Here is a 21,884-nt window from a genome sequence, read left to right as displayed (position 1 = left end):
TACCAGCTCGGCCAGCCCCGCGGATGATCCCGGCAGGCCGTGGGCTGGCTGGCCTACCCCCGCTCCCCTCGGGTGGGGTTCGTGGCGGCTGCTTCGCTCGTGCCCAGCCCCAGCATGAGACGGTTGGCCCACTGGAAGAACGCGGCGGCACTGACGATGTCCATGACGCCGGCATCGTCGAGGCCCACGGCATGCAGTGCGGCGACGTCACTGCCGTCGAACTGCCGAGTGCTCAACCGTGTGGCGGCACGCACGACCGCCGCCGCAGCCGGGTCACGCACCTCAGCATCCGGCCCAGAGGCCAGCACCGCAGCGACATCGTCGCTGAGGTCAGGGCGGTGGGCGCGGGCGCGCGCTTCGTGCACCGAGGCGCAGTAGGCGCAGCCGTTGACAGTACTCACCGTCACTGCGGCGAGCTCCCGCAATCCCTGGTCGGCACCGCCCTCTGGGGCGCCGAAAATACCGAAGTCCACGAGGGTGCGGGCCCGGAGTGCCTGCGGGTCGCGGGCCAGCATGCGGAAGTAGGGCATCCGCACCCGGGAGGGTTCCACCACGGCGTCGACGTCCACCTCCTCCGGCGGCAGCGGCGGCACCCACGGTTCCCAGGGCAGCTGGCCGCTGCGGAACACGGTGCTGTAGCTGGGCCGGTGGGTGTGCGCCTCACCGGGCTCTGCCGCATGCACCAGGGTGAGGAAGAAGGTGAGGAACGCAACCAATTGGGCGAGGACCACGATCTCCGTGTCCTCCCACCCTGCGGCACGCAACCCCGCCACCTCGTTGTCCGTCAGTCTCGCCGGTTCACGCACCATCACCGTCGCGAAGCGTTCCGCAGCACCCAGCCGGGGGCTCACGAAAGGGTCCTCCTGGGCCAGTTCGGCGAAGAAATCCTCCGCCACGCCGAGAAGACGGGCCACATGGAGGGCCACATGCAGGCGCTCCCCGGAGCTCACCCCGCAGGCGCTGTCCTCCCCGAACACCAGCACCTCCCACGCACGCTGGGTGTACTCCGCCACCTGCGGGCGCAGCCTGCCAGACAGCCCGGGGCTGAGCAGGTCAATCACATCATTCATCACAACATCCTTCATCTCGTGTCGATTGTTTTTCTCTCTGGCACCCGTGTACCCCACGGCTGTGGCCTGCGTCCCTGCCCCCGACCGGGGGCGTGGGCCCGGCTGGGCCCGGGAGGCACCGCCCCACCTGTGGCGGCTACAGGCCGATGTTCAACGAGCCACTGCGGTAATTCGCGCCCGGAATCGCCTCCAGCAACTGACGAGTGAACTCACTGCGCGGGCGCTCAAAGATCTCCTCGGTCGGCCCATAATCGACCTGCACCCCGCGCCGCAGCACCGACACCGTGTCCGAAATCTGCCGCACCACCGCCAGGTCATGGCTGATGAACACATAGGTCACCCCCAACTCCTCCTGCAGGTCACGCAACAGCCGCAGAATCTGCGCCTGCACCGTCACATCCAACGCACTGGTCGCCTCGTCAAGCACCACCAACTGCGGCTGCACAATCAACGCCCGCGCAATCGCCACCCGCTGCCGCTGCCCACCAGACAACTGGCTCGGTCGGCGCGACATCAGCGCCGGATCGAGACTCACCAGTTCAAAAAAGCGCTCCACCTCAGCACGAATCGCCGCCGCACTCCCCCTGCGCAGGTTCTGCAACGGCTCCGCCACCGACTGCCCCACCGTGCGCCGCGGATTCAACGACGCCAAAGGATTCTGGTACACCAACTGCACCCGGGCCGGATCCCGACGGCGCAACTCCTCCCCCGCCACCACGATCCGCCCCGACGTCGGCGCCTGCACTTGGGCAATCGCCCGACCCGTCGTCGTCTTCCCGGAACCCGACTCGCCCACCACGGCATGCGTCGTACCGCGCGCCACCTGGAACGACACCCCATCAACAGCGCGGAAATCACCAAAGACCTGCACCAGGCGATCGACCTCCAGCACAGGATCCGCCGCCACCGGGGCCGACACCACCTGCGGCGTCTGCGCCAAGCCCGGCACATCCGCCAACAACTGCCGCGTATACGGGTGCTCAGGCTGGGCCACAATCGCGGCCGCCACCCCGTGCTCCACCACACGACCCTGCTTCATCACCACCAGATGATCCGCACGATCACCTGCCACCGCCAGATCATGGGTAATGATCACCATCGCGATCCCCCGCTCCCGACGCAGCTGGTCCAGCAGATCCAGCACCTTCTTCTGCACCGTCACATCCAGCGCACTCGTCGGCTCATCAGCGATGATGAGCTCCGGCTCCACCGCAATCGCCGCAGCAATCAACACCCGCTGCTTCATCCCGCCGGATAACTCGTGCGGGTACTGCCGGGCGCGCCGGGCGGGATCGTCGATACCAACCCGTTCCAGCAGCTCGATGATGCGTGCGCGGCGCTCAGTGGCGTTGAGGTCCGTGTGGAGGGTGAGGACTTCGTCGATGGCGGAGCCGACGGTCTTGACCGGGTTGAGAGAGTTGTTGGGGTCTTGGGGAATGAGAGCAATGTGGCGGCCGCGGAGGGCACGCCAGGCTTCCACGCTGAGTCCGGTGAGTTCTTTGGAGGGGCCTTCGCCACCGCGGAACAGTACGGATCCGCCGATGATGGTGGCGCTGTCGGGCAGGAGCCCGAGGGCGGCGTGGGCGGTCGTGGTTTTCCCGGAGCCGGACTCGCCGACAATGGCGGTGACCTGTCCGGGCAGGACCTGAAAGGAGACGTCGTGGGTGGCTGGGGTGCCGTGGTAGGCGACGGTGAGGTCGCGGACGTCGAGGACTGGGGTGGGTGGCATCGGCTTTAGGTTTCCTTCCCGACGGCGGTGGACAGGGAGTGTGCGGAGAGCACGACGGCGACAATGACGGCGCCGGGGAGCACGGTGAGCCACCAGGCGGTGGCGATGTAGTTGCGGGAGTCCGCGATGAGCAGACCCCACTCCGGTGTGGGTGGTGGGGTGCCGTAGCCCAAGAACCCCAGCACGCTGATCTGGAGGATGGCGGTGCCGAACTGGAGGGCAGCCATCGCGGCCACAGGGGTCAGCGAGTTGGGCAGGATGTGCCGCAGCAGCACCTGGGTGCTGCTGCCACCGCTGCCGTAGGCGGCTTCGACGAAGTCGGCTCGGGCGACGCGCCGGACCTCCGTGCGGACCAGCCGGGCGAAGAAGGCGACGCTGGCCAGCCCGACGGCGATCGCGGCGTGGAAGGTGCCGAACCCGAGGACGATGATGATCGACAGGCTGAGCAGCAGGGAGGGGATGGCGAGGAGCACGTCGACGCCACGCATGATGAGGGAATCGATGACGCCGCCGCGGGCGCCGGCGAGAATGCCGAGCAGCGTGCCGACGCTCACCCCGACGCTGACGGCCAGGAGTGCCGCCAGGACCGAGGCGCGGGTGCCGTAGACGACACGGGCGAACAGATCCCGGCCCACGGCATCGGTGCCGAAAATGTGCTCCCGGGAGGGCGGCAGCAGCCCCTCGGCGTGGCCCTCGATCGGTAAGGACGATGTGAACATCTGCGGGACTGCCGCCCACAGCACGACGATGCCGAGGACGAGCAGTGCCGGGAGAAGCGTTCGACGGTGGTTTAGGCGCGCCATGAGGAAGCCTTTCGCAGGCGGGGATCGATGAGCGGCTGGAGTGCATCCACGGCCGCGTTGATGAGGACGTAGACGGTGGCGGCGAGCACCACGATCGCGAGCAACACGGGGGTGTCCCGGGTGGAGACGGCGTCGACGGTCATCTGCCCCAGCCCCGCCCGGCCGAACACGGCCTCCGTGACGACGGCACCACCCACGAGTTCACCGAACGCGAGACCGGCGACAGTGAGTGCGGGCAGAATCGCGGCGGGCAGGATCTGGTGCACTGTCAGCCGCCACGTGGAGGCCCCACGGGCGCGGGACACATCCACGAAGGACTGGGACGAAATCTCGTCGATGCTGCGCAGCAGCACCTGCGCCATGGGCGCGGCAATCGGGATCGCAAGCGTGATCGTCGGCAGGATGAGTTCCTGGGCGGGGCTGGCACCAATGATGGGGACCAGGCCCAGGCGGAACGACACCCACTGGATGAGGATGATGCCGACGAGGAAAGTCGGCACCGAGGACATCAGCGGTGGCAGGGCCCGCGCCCACCGCCCCAGACGCGGGGAGAAACTCACGGCGGCGGCAATCATCGCGGTGAACACCAGCGCGGTGACAAAGGCACTAGCCGCCAGCAGGACCGTGCCGGGCAGGGCGGCAGCGATCATTTCGCGCACCGGGGTGCCCGTCGTCACCGACACCCCAAAGTCGCCGGTGAGGAACCCACCCAGGCTGAGCAGATACTGCGCCAGCAGGGGCTTGTCGGCGCCGAGCTGGGCGCGGATCTCGGCGACCTGCTGCGGGCTCAGCCCTAAGTCGGGATTCGCGTAGCGGGCCTGCACGGCGTCACCGGGCAGGGCGCTCAAAAGGACGAACGCGAGGGTGAAGGCGGCGAGAATCACGCCCAGGATGCGGGCAAGTCGGGCGATCATGGCAGGTCCTCCGCACGGACGAGTTCGTAGAAACTGGGGCGGCCCACAGCTTCTGTCTGGAAGCCTTCGATCCCGTCGGCGACGGCGAAGACTTGGGGTTCTTCGAACAGGGGGATGGTGTAGTGCTTGCGCAGTAGCAGGCGTTGGGCGGCAGCACTCGCCGCCGCCCGCTGCTCAGGACGCGGGGAGCTCGCCACCTGCTGGAGCAACTCCTCCAGCTCCGGATCACCCAGGGAGTCGTCCTGCGGATCGAAGTTGCGCAGGCTGTTGCGGTTGGTGGAGAAGTATTGACTTTTGATGACGTCGAAGTCGGCGCGGCCCACCATGCTGTGGTGCACCTGGATGAGCTCGGGGTCTTTGATGGCGGCGTTCTGCGCGGCCTTGTCCCCGGGGTAGAGGGTGAGGTCCACCCCGATGCGGCGGAATTGCTCCTGCAGCTTGGTGATGAGTTCTTTGCTGCGGGGCTGCACGAGGGCGTGATTGACGGTGAGGTGCAGGCGTTCGCCGTTGTTGACCCGGATGCCATCGGCGCCGGGGTGCCACCCGGCCTCGTCGAGGAGCGCCCGCGCCCGGTCCACGTCGTAGACGAGCCGGTCAGACTGGTCGAGGAAGCCTTGGGCACTGCGGGCGAGTACTCCCGCGGCCACGGGGTAGCTGTCCGAGTAGAGGGTGCGGTTGATGTCCTCCCTGTCGACGGCGAGGCTGAGCGCTTCGCGTACCCGCTCGTCGCCCAGGATCGGGGTGCGGGGGCGCAGGTCGAGGCCGTTGTTCACGCCGTTGGTGCCGTGGGAGACGATGCGAATGCCTGCGTCGCGGAGGTGTTTTTCGCTCGGCGCTGCGATGGTGCGGGCGATATCAGCTTGCCCGGAGACCATCGCCCCCTCGCGGACAGCGTCCTCGCCGGCCAGGGTGATGGTGATCCCGGGGATGCGGGCGGGCCCTTGGTGGGCGCGCGCCGGGGGCGCCCAGGCGTAATCCTCGCGGCGCACCAGGCGCAGCTCGTGGCCGAGGTCCTCGCCGGCGATGACGAAGGGTCCCGAGCCGATGACCTCGGTGGCGTGTCCTGGGGAGAAGGTTTCCGCCGGGGCGTCGAGGGTGGCGTTCGCGAGCAGGCCGGAGTTCATGGTCGACGTGGCCTGGGCGAATCCTGGGCTGGGGGCGGAGAAGAAAAAGCGGATGGTGTGCGCGTCCAGCACTTCGGAGCGGGAGTAGTTATTGATCTGCTCGGAGACCGTCCAGGTGCGGTCCTTGTCGCCCAGCCCGTAGAGGTCGAAGTTTTTCTTCACGTTCCAGGCGTCGAGGGGGCTGCCGTCGGAATAGGTCACTCCTGGGCGCAGGCGGAAGGTGTAGATGGTGCTGTCGGCGTTGACGTCGGGCAGGGATTCGGCGATCCAGGGGGACAACTCCAGGGTGTCGGGGTCCTGGTAGAGCAACCGGTCGGTGATGTTGTTGACCACCCCTCCGTTGGGGTAATAGCCGGCGGTCGGCGGGTAGAGGTTCGTGTAGAACGCCTGCTCCAGGTAGACGAGGTTGCCGCCGGTGTCGTCGGCGGCTGGGCTGGTGCAGCTCGTGGCCGCCGCAGCTGCGGTGAGGATGGCACCGAGTGCCAGTCGAAGCCTTCGCGGTGGGGTGCGCCAGGCGGCCATGATGGGTCCTTTCGTCGGGACGGTGGAACAATGTCAGCCAAAATTAGACTGGCTTGTCTAGGTTGTCAAGACCGACCTGTTCATATTAGGGTTGTCGCAGTTCACACGCAGACAAAGGATCTCCCCATGACCCCCACACCACCCCCGCTCGAGACGCAGCCCGCCACCATCGCCCTGATCGGCATGGGACCCCGCGGCGTGAGCACCCTCGAACGCCTTATTGCCTCCTCCGACGAGTCCACGCCGCTGCACATCCACGTCATCGACCCCTGGCAGATCGGCGCGGGCGAACTGTGGCGCACCGATCAGACGGACCTGATGTGCATGAACACCCTCGCCCACGCGGTCACCCTCTACACCGAGCCCGGGGCCACCATCGCCGGCCCCATCCGCCCCGGCCCCACGATGTACGAATGGGCGGTGGGCGTTCGCACCGGCGTTCTCAGCGCTGACCTGCCGCCCCACCTGGAGGAAGAAACCCACCGCACCCGCCCCGAATCGCACCCCTCCCGGGCGCTCTACGGCGCGTACATCCGCTGGGTATACGAGCACATCCCCCGCCCCACACACGTCACCCTCGTCGAGCACCACGCCACAGCCACTCGCATCACTGCCGACGGCGACGCGGACTTCATCGAGCTCAGCGACGGCACCACGGTGCGCGCCCACGCCACCGTCTACGCCCCCGGGTGGGTGCAGCCACAGCACACCCCTCCCGCGGGGATGACGGGCCGGTGGATCGCGCCCGGCAATCCCATTGACCAGCCCGTCGACACCATCGCCGCCGGCGAGGACGTGCTGCTGCGGGGCCTGGGCATGGGATTCTTTGACGCAGTCACGCTTCTCACCCAGGGACGCGGCGGCAGGCACGACGCCGAGCGCTACCACCCCAGCGGTGCCGAGCCACGCATCCGGGCGACCTCCCGGCGCGGCTACCCCTTCTACCCCAAGAGCGAATACGAATCCTTGCCCCCGCGGCCGCAACTGACCCGCCTGCAGCGGGCGCTCGCGGCACACGCCGACGAGACGACGGTAGATTTCCGCGTCGCCATCGCCCCGGCGGTGCTGCGCGACGCCTACGAGGCCTACTACCGCACTCTGGGGCGCGTGCACCCTGAGCGGTTGGCGCTGCCCCTGGAAGAGATCCTCACGCGGATCGACGCCACCGCCCCAGAGGAGCTCCCCACCCGGCTCGCCGACGCCACAGTGGATGCGACGGACGTGTGGGATCACCGCGCGGAATTCAATCCGCTGGCCGGCGCACCCGACACGCCGGATGAATTCCACCGCTTCCTCCTGCACCGCCTGCGAAGGGATGCGGCCGACTCCGCGCAGGGCGCACTGAGCCCCCGGAAAGCTGCGCTGTGGACCCTGAGCGCGAGCCGCAAGCTGGTCTCCGTCTTCGGCGAGCAGGGCCGCTACACCGCCGACTCCCTGCCTGCCTTCGCCGACTTCATGGCCTTCGGCCAGATGGTCGGCTCCGGACCCCCAGCATTTCGCACGCGGGAACTCATCCGGCTCGTGGAGGCCGGCATCGTCACCTTCATTCATCCTGAGCAGGCGGCACACGCCGCCGCAACGGCCGACGTTGTCCTCGACGCCTTCCTACCGAACCCGGATCTGCGCACCACCGGCGACCCGCTGATGCGCCAGCTGCGCGACACCGGCCGTCTGCAGCCGTTCGCACCCCACGGGGTGGCCACCGCCTCGCCGGCGGTCGACCCCACCACCCGTCTGGTGGCGGGCGATGCGCGCCTGCATCTTCTGGGAATTCCCACCCACGCCCAGTTCGCCGACATGTCGATCTCCCCGATGCCGGGCACCGACCCCACCATGCTGCGGGAGACTGATGCTGCGGCCCGCAGCGCCCTTGCCATCGCGCTCCAGGCAGCCCACGGCGGCTAAGAGGCTGCTGCACCAACTGCGGCACACACGCCTCCGCCCGCGCCACTGCTCACCTGCAGCCGTGAACACACGGCGCGGTGGGCGGGGGCGCGGGCGGAGACAATACCCTGGCATCCCAGGGGCCACGCAGGCGGCTAGTTCATGCGGGCGAGGATCTCGTCGACGGCCGCATCGGCCGGGATCTCGACGGTCTCGCCGCCACGGATCCGCAGCTCCATGGTGCCGTCGGCGAAGCCGCGACCCAGCACGGCGACCAGCGGCATGCCGAGCAGCTCCGCGTCCTTGAACTTCACACCCGGAGACACCTTCGGGCGGTCATCGAGGAGCACCTCCACCCCACGGGCATCGAGCTCTGCGGCCAGCGCCTCCGCCGCAGCGATCGCGGCCTCGTCCTTGTTGGCGCACACCACGTGCACCTGGAACGGGGCGACAGCCAGCGGCCAGTTCAAGCCCTTGTCGTCGCAGCGCTGCTCCGCGATGACGGCCACGAGGCGGGACACACCGATGCCGTAGGAGCCCATCGTCGGCACAGAGCGCTTACCGGACTCGTCGAGGAACTGCACGTCGAAAGCCTCGGTGTACTTCCGGCCCAGCTGGAAGATGTGACCGATTTCGATGCCACGTTCCAGGGTCAGCGTGCCCTGGCCCGCGGGCGCCGGGTCGCCTTCCCGAATCTCGGCGGCCTCGATGAACCCATCCGGGGTGAAGTCGCGGCCCGCGACCAGGCCGACCACGTGCCGCTGCGGGGCATCCGCGCCCGTAATCCAGGAGGAACCCGTGGACACCCGCGGATCGGCAAGCACCTTCACACCATGGGCGGCCAGCGCGCGGGGGCCGACGTAGCCCTTGACGAGGAAGGGATTGTCAACGAAGTCCTTCTCCACCGCCATCTCCACGGTGGCGGGCTCCAGGGATGCCTCGAGGCGCTTGAAGTCGACCTCACGGTCCCCGGGCACCAGCACACCGGCGAGCTCCGGCTCGCCGCCGGGGGCGGTGATCTTCACGATGACGCACTTGAGGGTATCGGCGGCGGTGACCGCACGGCCCTCGACCGTCACGCCTTCCGCGTTCGCCCACTGCACGAGCGCCTCAATGGTCTCGCTCGCAGGGGTGTCGTACTCCTGTGCCTCGGGCAGGCCCTCGATGGGGCGCTCCTCGCCGGGCTGGGTGACGACGGCCTCCACGTTGGCGGCGTAGTCGCCGTCAGTGGCGCGGACGAACGTATCCTCACCGTTGGGGCTGATCGCCAGGAACTCCTCCGAGGCGGAGCCGCCCATCGCACCCGAGGTCGCCGCACAGATGGCGTATTCCACACCCAGACGGTCGAACACGTTCTGGTACGCCTGGCGGTGCAGGGCGTAGGACTCGTCCAGGCCGGCATCATCCATGTTGAAGGAGTAAGAATCCTTCATCACGAACTCGCGGCCGCGCAGGATACCGGCGCGGGGCCGCTCCTCATCGCGGTACTTCGTCTGGATCTGGTACAGGATCGTCGGCAGATCCTTGTAGGAGGAATACATGTCCTTGACCAGGGCGGTGAACATTTCCTCGTGGGTGGGGCCCAGCAGGTAGTCCGCGCCCTTGCGGTCCTTCAGGCGGAACAGGGCGTCGCCGTATTCGGTCCAGCGGCCGGTGACCTCGTAGGGCTCGCGCGGCAGCAGCGCCGGCAGGGAGATCTCCTGGCCACCGATGGCGTTCATTTCCTCACGGACGACGTCCTCCACCTTGCGCAGCACCCGCAGGCCCAGCGGCAGCCACGTGTAGACACCGGGGGCGGCGCGGCGGATGTAGCCGGCGCGAACGAGCAGCTTGTGGCTGGGAACTTCTGCGTCTGCGGGGTCTTCGCGCAGCGTGCGCAAAAACAGGGTCGACATGCGAGTAATCATGGGGCCTGATTCTACCTCCCCCTTCCTGCACACCATGCACCCCGCCCCGCCGCGCGGGCGGCACGGTGATGATGCGCTCCCCCACACCACAGCCGCGCCCGCGTCACCGATAGAGTGGCTGCATGCTCATCGTGCTTGCCCCCTCTGAGACCAAAACCGTCGGCGGCGACGGTCCCGCCCGCGACATCACCAGTGCCGACGGCCTCGCAGGGATGTCCTTCCCCGCGCTCAACCCGGTGCGCGCCGCCATCGCCACCGACCTCGTGCAGCTGTGTGCACAGGACGTGGACGCGGCCTGCGCCGCGTTGAAGGTGGGCCCCGCCAAGCGGGGTGATGTGGAACTCACAGCGCAGCTGCGCACCTCCCCCACCATGCCGGCGATTCTGCGCTACACGGGCGTGCAATATGACGCCCTCGACGCGGGCACGCTCACGCACGCTCAGCAGCAGTGCCTGGCCATCGGCTCCGCCCTGTTCGGTGTGGTCGCCGCAGCCGACCCCATCCCCTTTTACCGGCTGTCTGGTGGTTCGAAGCTCCCCCAGGCTGACGGAGCAACCCCCACCATGAAGGCCCGCTGGGGCAGCGCGATCACGCACGCTTTGACGTCCGTGCAGGACGAGCAGCTTGTCATCGACTTGCGTTCCGGGACCTACCAGCAGCTTGGGGCGGTCAAAGACGCGGTCACCGTCCGGGTGGAATCGGAGTACCCCGACGGCAGCCGCAAGGTGGTCAGCCACTTCAACAAGCATTACAAGGGCTTGCTTGCGCGCGCCCTCGCCGAGGCGAGCACCACCACCGAGTGCCGCGACATCGATGACGTGGCGCAGGTGGCGACCGCCGCAGGGTACCGGATGGAGCGCACCTCCCCCACCCAGCTGACCATGGTCGTCAGCGCGTAGACGCGCCCGTCATCCCCACACCTGCGCTGACGCCCCCGGACCTCAGAGGCTCCGGGGGCGTCCGTCAGCGCCGCCACGGTGGCCGCCACATGGTGCGGGGTTAGCTCGTGATGGGCCTGCGCGTGGCCACCAGCCACGCAAGCACAGCCCCGGTGACCAACCACGCGGCCAAAATGAGGGGTGCGGCCCACTCGGGGAATTGGTAGGTTTCCAGCACGTGGCCCGCTGCCACACCAATATTGTTGACCGGCAGCAGGGACCCGATGAAGGCAAGTGCGGGGGTGTGGGTGTTCACCACGAGAGCCTCAACCAGGTAGAAGTCGGCGATCATCACCATGGAGCCCACCAGGGAGCTCTTCGTCAGCCACGCCAGGAACGCCGAGAGGGTCGGAACGATCAACAAGCGCAGCGCGGGGACAATCAATTCCTGGGGCGAGCTGAGATCCAGGTCGATGCCGCGCGCCGTGAACACGCCGATGCTTCCTGCCATGCCCACGACGACTGAGATGAGGCAGAGGAAGAGCCCCGCTGCGAAGCGAGCGAACATGTCCAGGCTCCGCCTCGGCGTGGCTTGGTAGGTCCACGGCAGCGTCGGCGGGAGCATGAAAAATGCGACAGCGTAGATGATCACCAGCAAAACGACATCGCTCATCATGGCGGCGTCACCCCATGAGGCTTGCTCGAGATTCATCAACAGTGATGCCGGGAGCATCCCCACCACGATGGCGGCCATGAACAGCCACGTCGAACGGGTGGAAGTGAGTGCGTAGAGTTCCGCGCGCAGGGCACGCAGCGGCGTGAGCGGGTGAGCCAACACGCGAGTAGTGCGGGGGCTGGTTGAGGTACCTGTGGTGGTCGTCATGGTGATTGTTCTCCTTCGGGCGGGCTAACTGTGGGCCTGGTAGTCAACGGCGTGGCTGGTGGCGTCAAGGAAGGCGTCCTCCAGGTTGGCCGTCTCTGCGACAAGCATCGTCAGCGCGATGCTGTGCTGCGCCGCGATCTCGCCGACGTCGTGCGGGCTGAGCGCTGTGGTACTCACCCGGTCGCCGGCAACCGTCAGCTCGTGCGCGCCGACCCCGGCCGCCAGCAATGCGTTGGCGAGGTCCTCGATGCGGGCGCTGCGGGCCACGGTGGTGGGCTTCACCCGGGTGGTGAAGTCCTCCACGGAACCTTCGTGCAACAGCCGTCCCTGGCCGATGACCACCAATCGTTCGGCGGTGGCGGCAATCTCGTGCAACAGGTGGGATGAAACGAGGACGCTGCGCCCTTCGCTGGCGAAGGAGGCAAGCATCTCGCGCATCCACCGCACACCTGCCGGGTCTAGGCCGTTGACGGGCTCATCAAGCAGCAGGTGCTGCGGGTCACCCAGAAGTGCGCAGGACAGGCCGAGGCGCTGCTTCATACCGAGGGAGAATGTCCCCACACGGGTGCCGGCGACGTCCGCGAGCCCCACCATGCCCAGCACCTCCTCTGCGCGACGGGCGGAGATTCCCGCAAGCGCCGCCACATACTTCACATGGCTGATGGCGCTTCGCTTCGGGTGGAACCAGTTGCTGTCCAGCATGGCCCCCACCGTGGTCAGCGGCGCGGTCAGGGAGGAAAAGGTACGCCCGTCAAAGGTGGCGGTCCCGCTGGTGGGGTGCTCCATCGCCAGGCACAGCCGCATGGTGGTGGATTTCCCCGCTCCGTTGGGGCCGAGGAAGCCGGTGATAGCCCCATCGGGCACACAAAAGGTCAGGTCGTGGATGCGTTGGTCTTTACACAGGGCGGTGATGTTGAGCATGCCCCCATCATGTTCTGGGGACCGCGGGCTACGCGTCCCCCTGGGGACTGATCTTGGCGATCTCATCCCTAGGGATGAGAGCGCCGCACGCCAGATGCGGCTTAGTCCCCTGTGCCGCGACCGATGCCGTTGCGCAGGGCGAAGAGGACCGCGTGGACGCGGTCGCGTGCCTCAAGCTTGCGCAGGATATGCCGCACGTGGGTTTTCACCGTCGCCATGGAGACGTATTCACAGGCGGCGATTTCTTCGTTGGAGAGCCCCTGCGCCATCAATGCGAGGATGTCGTATTCGCGTGGAGTCAGTGCGTCGCCACTCGGGGTGGCGATGCCTGCTGCGCCGGCGTGGACGCCCGATGGAGCGCCGCCGCTGGGGGCCGGCCGGTGGGAGGCCACAACGGGTTCCGACACCGGCGTGTGCGGGTGGTGCCGTGCGTCGGTGTCAGGGGCACCGTTGAGCAATTGCATGGCTACCGATGCGGACATACTGCTCTGCCCGGCGGCAACTGCCCTGATCGCGGCGGTCAGTTCTGCCGGCTGACTGTCTTTGAGGATGAAGCCGACAGCCCCCGCACGCAGGGCACCGTCGATGAAGTCGTAGGCATCAAAAGTGGTGAGCATGATGATCTTCACCCCCGCCCACCGACTCAGGATCTTCTCTGTCGCTTCGATGCCGTCCATGTGGGGCATTTGCACATCCATGAGGACCACGTCGACTGCGGCACCGGCAGTGGTGAGTTTCTCCATCGTCGCTAACGCCTGGTGGCCATCCCCGGCTTCGAAGGCCACCTCCATGTCCTCCTGGGCGCCCACCAGCAGGGCGAACCCCGCCCGGACCAGGGGTTGGTCGTCAACGATGCCGACGGAAATCATGCGATTCATCCTAATCCCCGACTGTGGTCGACGAGGACGAAAGAGGAATCAGCGCCGTGATCTGAAAACTCATCCCATCGTCATCGATGGTGAGCGTGCCGTTGTGCGCGCGGACTCGCTCCCTCATCCCCACCACCCCCAGGTGCGATCCTTCGCCCGTGGGGCGGGGTTCGCGTTGCTTGTCATTGACAGCAGTCAGGCGCAGCACCGTCCCCCACCCCAGGGGGCCTGGTTCGATCGCTGCTTCGATCACGCCCCGTGCGCCTTCCGAGTATCGCAACATGTTCGTCAACATCTCCTGGATGATCCGGTAGCTGGTCATCAGCACGAGATCATCCGTCATCCGCCCGCCCGAGCCCGTGGCGTCGTCTGGAGTGTCAAAGATGTCGAACCCTGTGGCCACCACGTCGAGGTGGGCTGCGCGGGCGTCAGCCAGCAGCCGATGAACGTCGGGGCGCTGCCGCGGCCGGGCTTCATCATCGCGCAAGGTGGTGACGATGCTGCGCATCTGCTCAATGGAATCACGACCCGCGGCAGAAATCCTCGACAGCGCCGACAACGCCACCGCCCCCTCCCCCGTAGCGAGAGCCCCATCGGCCAAAGAGATGATCCCCTGCAGATTATGCGCTACCACGTCGTGCATGTCGCGGGCGATGCGGGCGCGTTCCGCTGCTGCGGCAAGCTCAGCCTCCAACTGCAGCGCCTGGCGATCACGATCACGACGCGCCGCCAGAAGACCGAGTGCCCACCCAAAGGCAATGACGAGGCACTGCACCAGGAACACGACCGCCGCGTTCATCGGTTCGAGGTAGCCATCCTGGTACACATACCGCCACCACACCCAGATCGAGCCCAGCAGGATCCAGGCCAGCCACAGCGGCTGCCACCTCCTGCTGGTGAGCTGGGAGGTGCGGGCCGCAGCCCAACCCACAAGCACCGCTGCTGGCACGATGACGCTGTCCGCCTCGACGGTGAGAAGACTCAGGCACACGGCGGTGACGAGCAACGCGACGTTGGGGCTGCGCTTGGCCACCAGCAGCGCCACGCTGGCACAGATCAGCAAACCGCTGACAACCCAGGTGGGCACGGCAACACCTCGTCTTTCTTGTCCGGGGAAGCTGACAGCACACAGGGCACAGATGCGGCCCGAGGCCATGCCGTTTTCACCTTAGAGCACAGTGGTTCTGCGCGCGGCGGTTCCCGCAGCCACCACCGGGTGGTTAGAGTGTGTCGCCATGGCAATCGCAACTCTTGAGGAGTACATGGACACCGTGGCGGACGGCATCGCCACCGAGCGTATGACGGAGGTGCTGGACTGGGTCCGCAGCCACTACCCCGACCTAGAGCTGCGCATCGCGTGGAATCAGCCGATGTTCACCCACCACGGCACGTTCATTGTGGGTTTTTCCTCTGCCAGCAAGCACCTATCGATCGCCCCGGAACGGGCCACCATGGTGCATTTTCAGCAGCTTCTTGACGAGCGCGGCGTGGACCGAGGGAAGATGTTCATCCGCCAGCCCTACACCACGGACGTGGATTATGAGCTCCTCGGCCAGCTCATCGACTTCCAGATCGAAGACAAGCGGGACTGCACGACTTTCTGGCGCCCGAAAGAGGACTAAGAATTCATGCCCCTTTTTTCCCAGACACCCAGCCGGGGCCATTGATGGGCAGCGTCCCGTCGATGATGCGTCGCGGGGCGTGCAGGTGGATTATGCGCCTCGCTGCGCGGCAGCTTCCGCGCGTTTGCCCTCAGCAATATCGATCGGGGTAAAACGGATACGCCAGATGGCGATGCCGACGATCGTCAGTGCCAGCGCGCCGCACAGCAGCAGGCTGGTGGTGTAGCCCTGGCCGAGGGCCTGCTGTTCCATCAGGGTGAGGTTGGCTCGGTCAATCAAGGCGGGGTCGCTGCCGAGCGCAGCCCTGGTGGTCGCTTCCGCCACGGCGGTCACCGCGGCCAAGCCAAGGGGCCCACCCAGGGTCTGGCACACAAGCGAGGTCGCGGTGAGCGGTCCAACGTCAGCGGGGCGCACCCCGGCGACGACGGACAAAGTGAGGGGAATGAGGACGATGCCGACGCCCGCGCCGATGATGAGGATCGGCAGCAGCAGGTCGGGCCAGTAGTGGGCGTGCTCGTCGAGGGTGGAGCCGTAGGCGAAGCCTGCGGCGAGAATGAGACCGCCTACGGCGACGATCCACCGGGGGCTGGCGATTTCTGCGGCCCGCGACGCGGCGGCACTACCCGCCCCCAGGGCGAAGGCGAAGGGGATGAACGCCAGGCCTGCCTTGAGAGGGCCGTAGCCGAGGACCTCTTGGACGAAGAGGGCGACCTGGACGGTCATCGCCATGAGGAGCGCGCCGGCGAGCAGCAAGCAGACGAACACGGCGGCACGCGAGCTGTCGCTAAACATCCGCAGCGGCAGCACCGGGTTGGTGGCGCGTCGCTGGGAGGCGAAGAACATCACCAGCAGAGCCACACCGGCGATGAGTGCGCCAACAACTGCCGCGTTCAGCCCGGCACCGCCCTCCGCGAGGCCGAACACCAGGAGGGTGGACGCGCCCGTCGCGAGGACTGCCCCGCGCACGTCGAGGGCCATACGGGTGGTTTCCTCGCGGGCGGTCAACACAGTCCAGCCCACCGCGACGATGACCACACCGATCGGCACGTTGATGAGAAAAATCCACCGCCACGATGCTTCCGTCAACGCTCCACCGATGACCAGTCCGAGCACACTGCCCAACCCCGTCATCATCGCGAAGACACTGAACGCCTGATTACGGGGCTTACCCGGCGCGAACGTCACGACGATGAGCGCCATCGCTGTCGGGCTGGCGACCGCCGCCCCGATGCCTTGGACAACGCGCGCCACGAGCAGCACCGCTGGTGTGGTCGCCAGGCCGCATGCCAGGGAAGCCAGGGTGAACAGGGCCACGCCCGTGAGGAAGACTTTCTTCCGGCCGAAGACGTCACCAATGCGACCGCCCAAAAGCAGCAGTCCACCGTAGGCCAGGGCGTAGGCGGTGACGATGTAGCTGCGGAGTGCGTCGCTCAAGTCCAATTCGACTTGAATGCGCGCCAACGCCAGGTTCACGACCGTGCCGTCGAGGACGACCATCAACTGCAGGGCGGACAATACCGCCAGCGGCCATCCCAGCGCACTGCGGGGCGCGGCCGCATCAACGCGGGAACTCATAGGCTCGCAACCTCACCGATGACGATGACCGCCGGCGGGGCGATCTCTTCCGCCGCGAGGGTGGCGCCGAGGTTGCCCAAGGTGCAGCGCACACTGCGCTGCACCGCGGTGGTGCCTTCTTGAATGATGGCCACCGGGGTGTCGGCCGGTTTGCCGGCGTCAAGGAGTGCTGCGGCGATCTTCGGCCCGTTTTTCACCCCCATGATGATGGAGATCGTGCCACCAACCTTGGCGAGCGCATCGAAGTCCGTCAGCGACTTCGGGTGCCCGGGGGGCACATGCCCGCTGACAACGGTAAAGCTATGCACCACGCCCCGCTGGGTGACAGGCACCCCCGCCGCCGCCGGCACACTGATCGCACTGGTCACCCCGGGGATGACCTCGCAATCGATGCCGGCCTCGGCGAGTGCCTGCAGTTCCTCAAAACCACGGCCGAAGACGTAAGGGTCACCGCCTTTGAGGCGCGCCACCTTCTTGCCCTGGCGAGCGAAGTCCACGAGGTACTGGTTGATCCGCTCTTGGGCGACCTGGCGGCCGTAGGGAAGTTTGGAGGCGTCGATGATCTCCACCGCAGTGGTGTCGACGAGTTTCTCCAGCTCCGCCGTCGGCCCCAGGTGATCCGCCACGATGACGTCGGCCGCCTGCAGTCGCAGCATGCCGCGCACGGTGATGAGGTCCCAGGCACCGGGGCCGCCGCCGATGAGGCTGACTGGGGGAACCCCCACCGGCCAGGAGGGGCGCTCGGAGGGGCGGAGAAGTTGCTCACTCATAACGGCAAAGTCTAGCCGGTGGCCCGAGCCGAAAAACATCAGCGCAGTCCGCCCCGGCGCCTCCCCTGCCGCGTACCGGCGACAGACGTGGCCCGGCAGGTGTGGCGCGTGCGCGGCCCACCCCGCGCACGCCACCATGCGCCACCAGGCTGCTGCTGTAGCGCCTCCACCAGGGGGTGTCGCCGTTGTGTGTTCTCCCGCATCCCCCGCACTGTGGCGGCCGGTGGTCGATACCTATGCCGCCCAAAAGGCGGAGCCACCGTCACCTGCTTCCTGGTGGGTTTTTCTCTCCGAACCACTGATGCCGCCCGGCCCCACGGCGCGGCATAGTGGTAAGCGACAACCCCCACCCTGCGTGCCGTAGGGGTGGTGCGTGTGTGTTGTCGCCTCGAAGTTTTTTCGACGTGTCCCCGTTTGTCTTCCAAGGAGTTCGGCAGCCGCCATGTTTCTTGCGTTGCGCGACCTGAAAGCCGCTAAAGGCAGGTTCGCTCTCATTACCGTCACCGTCGCCATGATGGCGTTGCTCGTCAGCTTCCTTTCCGGCCTGACGGGCGGCCTGGTGCACCAAAACATTTCCTCCCTCGATGTCGTCCGCGGTTCGGGCGCACAGGTCGCGTACGTGGCCGACGAGAATTTGGACCGCTCGACGTTCACGGTGCCGAGCAGTCTGCTCGATGCGCAGCCGGCGACCGCTGTGGGCATCTCCCGCGGGCAGGTCCAGGGCCAAAACTTCGCGGTGCTGGGGGTGCGTGCCGGCGCGCATGGCCCCGCCAGCGATGCCACTCCCCTGCCGGCGGCGGGGCACGTGGTGCTCAGCCAGCCTGTGGCGACCGCCCTGGACGCCCACCAGGGCGACACGCTGACGCTGAACAACAGCTCCGTGGTCGTCGACGCTATTGCTGGCGATGACTGGTACGCCCACCAGGAGGTCATCTGGACACACCTCGCAGACGAGCAACCCGCCACCTTCGTCGTCGCTGACGGCCCGGAGCAGACCATTCCGGGGCTGACCGCGCTCAAGGCGAAGAAGTTGCAGGACACGATCGCCTCCTATAAGGCGGAGTCCACGTCGCTGACAATGATCAACGTCATGCTGCTCATCATCACCGCCCTGGTCACCGGCGCGTTTTTCACCGTGTGGACCATCCAGCGCAAGCCCGACATCGCCACCCTCAAGGCGTTGGGCGCGACAACCTCTGCGCTGGTCGTCGACGCGTTGGGGCAGGCCACTATCATCCTGGCGCTGGGTATTGGTGCGGGGCTGGCCATCACCTTGGGTGCTTCGGCGCTCATCGGTGGGGCGATGCCGTTCGTGGTGTCCCCCGGCACCACGGTCGTCCCGGCTGCCGGGATGTTCGCCCTGGGCCTGCTGGGCGCGGGGCTGTCACTGACGTTCTTGCGGACCGCGTCCGCTCTGTCCGCTCTGGGAGGTAACCGATGACCACCGACACTCACCCCGCATCCCGTCCCATTGCCTTGAGCGTGCGCGATGTCGTGCTGAGTTTCCCCGACGGCGACGACACGGTCACCGCTGTCGACCATGTGTCCTTCGATCTGCACCAGGGCGAGCTGGTGGCGATCACTGGCCCCTCCGGGTCGGGCAAGTCCTCCCTGTTGGCGGTCGCCTCGACGCTCATTGCGCCGAATTCCGGCTCGGTGCTCTTGGGCGACACGGAACTGGCGACACTCACGCCCAAGGAGTCGGCGGCGGTGCGGCGCACCCGCATCGGGATCGTGTTCCAGCAGTCGAACCTGCTGGGTTCCCTCACAGCACTGGACCAGCTGCTGATGACCGATCACCTCGTTGCCCCGTGGTCGCGTTCCCGGGTGAAGGGCGCGGCCGCGAAGCAGGCCTCCCGGGCCCGCGCGGAGGAGCTGCTGGAGCGCCTCGACCTCGGTGCGGCGATGCACCGCTCCACCAGCGCGCTCTCCGGCGGCCAACGTCAGCGGGTCAACATTGCCCGCGCGCTCATGCACTCGCCGGAGCTTCTCGTCGTGGATGAGCCGACCTCAGCATTGGATTCGCAGCGCTCCCAGGCCGTCATGGACTTGCTGCTGGAACTGGTCCGGGAGGAAGGTGTCGGCACCCTGCTGGTCACCCACGACAAGGAGGCCGCCGCCCGCGCCGACCGGGAACTGGTCATGGTCGACGGTGTGCTGCACCCAGCAGACCAGGCGCCCACGCGCTAACCCCTGCTGGGCGAGCACCACACACAGCAGCGCCACCGCATGAACGCGGTGGCGCTGCTTGCTTTTAGGGTGTGCGGTGCCCCCTACTCCCCTCGCTCCTAGGTGCGGGCGGCACGGGTGCGCTGCGCGTAGGCGCGGGCGGCCTGCACGAAGCGCCCCACTGCCTGCGGCACCGACGCCGGGTGCACGTGCAGGTAGGAGGCGTGCACCGTCGGGCTGAGGAAGCCTTCGGCGGCGCGAGTGCCGTTCCAGGTGCGCCAGCCCCACGCCGGGGCGAAGCCGTCGGCCTGCTGGTTCGTCAGCGCCGTGTGGTGAAACTCGTGGCCGGTGACGCGTTCGCCCGCGCGGTAGAGCACCGAGTCGCCCAGGGCGACGGCCTCCCGGTAGCCCAAGGTGAGCCGACGCCCCATCGCCGCGTGAGTATCAATGACCCCGAGCATGGGGTGGGCGTCCAGCGACTGCGTCAACCACAGCAAGCCCGCACACTCCCCGTGCACGGGCGCGCCATCAGCCACCAGGGTCTGGAACGCCGCCGTCAGGTCGCTGCGCGCCGACAAGGCCTCGACATGCTCCTCGGGGAAACCGCCGGGAATGATGAGCCCATCGCACACCGGCAGCGCGTCCAACAGCGGGTCGAAACGCACCACCCGGGCGCCCGCCGCATGCAACAGTTCCTCGTGCTCGGTGTAGGCGAACGTGAAGGCGGGGCCACCCGCCAACGCGATCCGCGGCTGCGGGCCACTCTCCTCACCACCCGGGAGGTACGGGGCCACTTCGGCGGCCGGGTCCCACGCGGGACCTGTGTAACTACACGCCGCCGCCGCGATGACCGCGTCCAGGTCAACGTGTTCCTCCACGAGGTCCGCCATGCGCCCCACCGCCTCCACGGCCTCCCGGCCGTGCTCCGCGGCGGTCACCAGCCCGAGGTGCCGGGAGGGAACCTCCACCCCCGTCATGCGGGGCACGCTGCCCAACACAGGCACGCCGACAGCCTCAACGGCGGCGCGAGCGACCGCAGCGTGGCGTTCCGTGCCGGCCTTGTTGAGGATGACGCCAGCGACCCGCACCCCCTGGTTGCTGGTGGCAAAACCACGCACCAGCGCGCCGGCCGATTGGCTCATGCCGCGCACGTCAACAACGAGGATGACCGGCACCCCCAGCAGGGCTGCGATCTCCGCCGTGGAACCCGGCGCGCACGTGGGGTCCGCGTGCTCGGCGATGCGGCCATCAAACAGCCCCATCACGCCTTCAATGACGCTGATGTCGCAGCCGGCGGAGCCGTGGGCGTACAACGGGCCGATGCGGCCGGATCCGCACATGACGGAGTCGAGGTTGCGGCCCGGCCGGCCGGCAGCAAGGGTGTGGTAGCCGGGGTCGATGTAGTCCGGCCCCACCTTGAAGGGGGCGACCGTCATGCGCCGCGCCAGGGCCGCGATGAGCCCTGTGGCGATCGTTGTTTTTCCCGTCCCGGAGGATGGCGCGGCGATACAGATCGCCGGCGTGGGGGCGGTGGCGTGGGCTACCACTCGATGCCTTTCTGGCCTTTGCGGCCCACATCCATGGGGTGCTTAATTTTGGTCATTTCGGTCACCAGGTCGGCGACCTCCACCAGCTTCTCGGGGGCGTTGCGTCCGGTCATGACGACGTGCTGGGTGCCGGGGCGGGTGGCGAGCGTTTCCACGACGTCGTCGAGGTCAATCCACCCCCACGTCAGCGGGTAGGTGAATTCGTCCAGCACGTAGAAGTCGTGGGTTTCCGCCGCCAGGCGTCGTTTGACTTCCTCCCAGCCGTCGGCGGCATCGCGGGCGTGGTCCTCCTCGGAGCCGGATTTCTTCGCCCAGGACCAGCCCTCGCCCATCTTGTGCCACTCGACAGGTCCGCCGATGCCGCGCTCGTCGTGGAGTTCGCCGAGGGTGCGGAAGACGCTTTCCTCCCCGACTTTCCACTTCGGCGACTTCACGAACTGGAACACGCCGATGCGCATCCCCTGGTTCCAGGCGCGCATCGCCATGCCGAAGGCGGCGGTCGATTTTCCTTTCCCGGGGCCGGTGTGCACGGCGGTAATCGGCAGCAGTCGGCGCTGGCGGGTCGTCAGCCCGTCGTCGGGGATGGACTTCGGGTCGAGTTTTCCTTGGGGCATGGGTTTTAAGATATACGACCGCGCGCCGCGGGGACGCTGTGCTGCACCTGAGTGACGCACACGGCCCCGGCACTGCGACAGCC

The 21,884-nt window shown here is 67.4% G+C and carries 19 protein-coding genes; 5 read left to right on the top strand and 14 right to left on the bottom strand.

Features of this window, described 5'->3' with window-relative positions; genetic code table 11:
- Window positions 1-53: 53 nt before the first annotated feature.
- From C1Y63_RS00650 to C1Y63_RS00630, 5 genes are all read right to left on the bottom strand, one after another.
- Complete coding sequence (locus C1Y63_RS00650) at window positions 54-1,070, bottom strand: peroxidase-related enzyme (protein ID WP_158256044.1); 1,017 nt, start codon at window positions 1,068-1,070, stop codon at window positions 54-56.
- Window positions 1,071-1,206: 136 nt separating this feature from the next.
- The gene (locus C1Y63_RS00645; protein ID WP_106014527.1) at window positions 1,207-2,799 is read right to left on the bottom strand and encodes an ABC transporter ATP-binding protein; all 1,593 of its coding nucleotides are present in this window, start codon (window positions 2,797-2,799) and stop codon (window positions 1,207-1,209) included.
- A gap of 5 nt (window positions 2,800-2,804) precedes the next feature.
- A complete protein-coding gene (locus C1Y63_RS00640; RefSeq protein WP_106014526.1) occupies window positions 2,805-3,602 on the bottom strand; it encodes an ABC transporter permease in 798 nt (265 codons plus the stop codon).
- Entirely contained in the window at window positions 3,590-4,516 is a 927-nt protein-coding gene (locus tag C1Y63_RS00635) for an ABC transporter permease (RefSeq protein WP_106014525.1), read from the bottom strand. The genes C1Y63_RS00640 and C1Y63_RS00635 overlap by 13 nt, the downstream gene beginning before the upstream one ends.
- Entirely contained in the window at window positions 4,513-6,162 is a 1,650-nt protein-coding gene (locus C1Y63_RS00630) for a TIGR04028 family ABC transporter substrate-binding protein (RefSeq protein ID WP_106014524.1), read from the bottom strand. Before C1Y63_RS00630 ends, C1Y63_RS00635 begins: the two co-directional genes overlap by 4 nt.
- A gap of 126 nt (window positions 6,163-6,288) precedes the next feature.
- Here C1Y63_RS00630 and C1Y63_RS00625 point away from each other — a divergent pair, with 126 nt between their 5' ends.
- Window positions 6,289-8,067, top strand: a complete 1,779-nt coding sequence (locus tag C1Y63_RS00625) for an FAD/NAD(P)-binding domain-containing protein (protein ID WP_106014523.1) — start codon at window positions 6,289-6,291, stop codon at window positions 8,065-8,067.
- Window positions 8,068-8,201: 134 nt separating this feature from the next.
- On the opposite strand, the gene C1Y63_RS00620 is transcribed toward C1Y63_RS00625, so the two are convergent.
- Window positions 8,202-9,953, bottom strand: coding sequence for a proline--tRNA ligase (locus C1Y63_RS00620; protein ID WP_106014522.1), 1,752 nt, complete (start codon window positions 9,951-9,953; stop codon window positions 8,202-8,204).
- A 122-nt stretch (window positions 9,954-10,075) separates the two neighbouring features.
- Here C1Y63_RS00620 and yaaA point away from each other — a divergent pair, with 122 nt between their 5' ends.
- Window positions 10,076-10,852, top strand: coding sequence for a peroxide stress protein YaaA (gene yaaA, locus C1Y63_RS00615; protein WP_106014521.1), 777 nt, complete (start codon window positions 10,076-10,078; stop codon window positions 10,850-10,852).
- 100 nt (window positions 10,853-10,952) lie between these two features.
- Here yaaA and C1Y63_RS00610 read toward each other — a convergent pair whose 3' ends face one another.
- The 4 genes from C1Y63_RS00610 to C1Y63_RS00595 form a co-directional block, all read right to left on the bottom strand.
- Entirely contained in the window at window positions 10,953-11,714 is a 762-nt protein-coding gene (locus C1Y63_RS00610) for a hypothetical protein (RefSeq protein ID WP_106014520.1), read from the bottom strand.
- Between the two features lie 24 nt (window positions 11,715-11,738).
- Window positions 11,739-12,635: an ATP-binding cassette domain-containing protein gene (locus tag C1Y63_RS00605; protein WP_106014519.1), complete on the bottom strand. Its 897-nt coding sequence runs from the start codon at window positions 12,633-12,635 to the stop codon at window positions 11,739-11,741.
- A gap of 101 nt (window positions 12,636-12,736) precedes the next feature.
- Complete coding sequence (locus C1Y63_RS00600; RefSeq protein WP_106014518.1) at window positions 12,737-13,504, bottom strand: response regulator transcription factor; 768 nt, start codon at window positions 13,502-13,504, stop codon at window positions 12,737-12,739.
- A 10-nt stretch (window positions 13,505-13,514) separates the two neighbouring features.
- The gene (locus tag C1Y63_RS00595; RefSeq protein WP_158256043.1) at window positions 13,515-14,591 is read right to left on the bottom strand and encodes a sensor histidine kinase; all 1,077 of its coding nucleotides are present in this window, start codon (window positions 14,589-14,591) and stop codon (window positions 13,515-13,517) included.
- Between the two features lie 148 nt (window positions 14,592-14,739).
- Between C1Y63_RS00595 and C1Y63_RS00590 the strand changes: the two genes are divergently transcribed.
- The gene (locus C1Y63_RS00590) at window positions 14,740-15,126 is read left to right on the top strand and encodes an iron chaperone (protein ID WP_106014516.1); all 387 of its coding nucleotides are present in this window, start codon (window positions 14,740-14,742) and stop codon (window positions 15,124-15,126) included.
- A gap of 90 nt (window positions 15,127-15,216) precedes the next feature.
- On the opposite strand, the gene C1Y63_RS00585 is transcribed toward C1Y63_RS00590, so the two are convergent.
- Both C1Y63_RS00585 and cobA read right to left on the bottom strand, forming a co-directional pair.
- Window positions 15,217-16,701, bottom strand: a complete 1,485-nt coding sequence (locus C1Y63_RS00585) for an MFS transporter (protein WP_106014515.1) — start codon at window positions 16,699-16,701, stop codon at window positions 15,217-15,219.
- Window positions 16,698-17,471, bottom strand: a complete 774-nt coding sequence (gene cobA / locus C1Y63_RS00580; RefSeq protein ID WP_106014568.1) for a uroporphyrinogen-III C-methyltransferase — start codon at window positions 17,469-17,471, stop codon at window positions 16,698-16,700. The genes C1Y63_RS00585 and cobA overlap by 4 nt, the downstream gene beginning before the upstream one ends.
- A gap of 442 nt (window positions 17,472-17,913) precedes the next feature.
- Between cobA and C1Y63_RS00575 the strand changes: the two genes are divergently transcribed.
- A complete protein-coding gene (locus C1Y63_RS00575) occupies window positions 17,914-18,912 on the top strand; it encodes an FtsX-like permease family protein (RefSeq protein ID WP_106014514.1) in 999 nt (332 codons plus the stop codon).
- On the top strand, window positions 18,909-19,661 hold the full coding sequence (locus C1Y63_RS00570) for an ABC transporter ATP-binding protein (protein ID WP_106014513.1): 753 nt from the start codon (window positions 18,909-18,911) through the stop codon (window positions 19,659-19,661). The genes C1Y63_RS00575 and C1Y63_RS00570 overlap by 4 nt, the downstream gene beginning before the upstream one ends.
- Window positions 19,662-19,759: 98 nt before the next feature.
- On the opposite strand, the gene C1Y63_RS00565 is transcribed toward C1Y63_RS00570, so the two are convergent.
- Together C1Y63_RS00565 and cobO are read right to left on the bottom strand one after the other, a co-directional pair.
- A complete protein-coding gene (locus C1Y63_RS00565) occupies window positions 19,760-21,187 on the bottom strand; it encodes a cobyrinate a,c-diamide synthase (RefSeq protein ID WP_233195503.1) in 1,428 nt (475 codons plus the stop codon).
- A complete protein-coding gene (cobO, locus tag C1Y63_RS00560; protein ID WP_106014512.1) occupies window positions 21,181-21,801 on the bottom strand; it encodes a cob(I)yrinic acid a,c-diamide adenosyltransferase in 621 nt (206 codons plus the stop codon). The genes C1Y63_RS00565 and cobO overlap by 7 nt, the downstream gene beginning before the upstream one ends.
- Between the last annotated feature and the right edge of the window lie 83 nt (window positions 21,802-21,884).

The organism is Corynebacterium sp. 13CS0277, assembly GCF_002994655.1.
GTDB lineage: Bacteria > Actinomycetota > Actinomycetes > Mycobacteriales > Mycobacteriaceae > Corynebacterium.
This window is presented reverse-complemented; position numbering and strand designations above follow the sequence as displayed.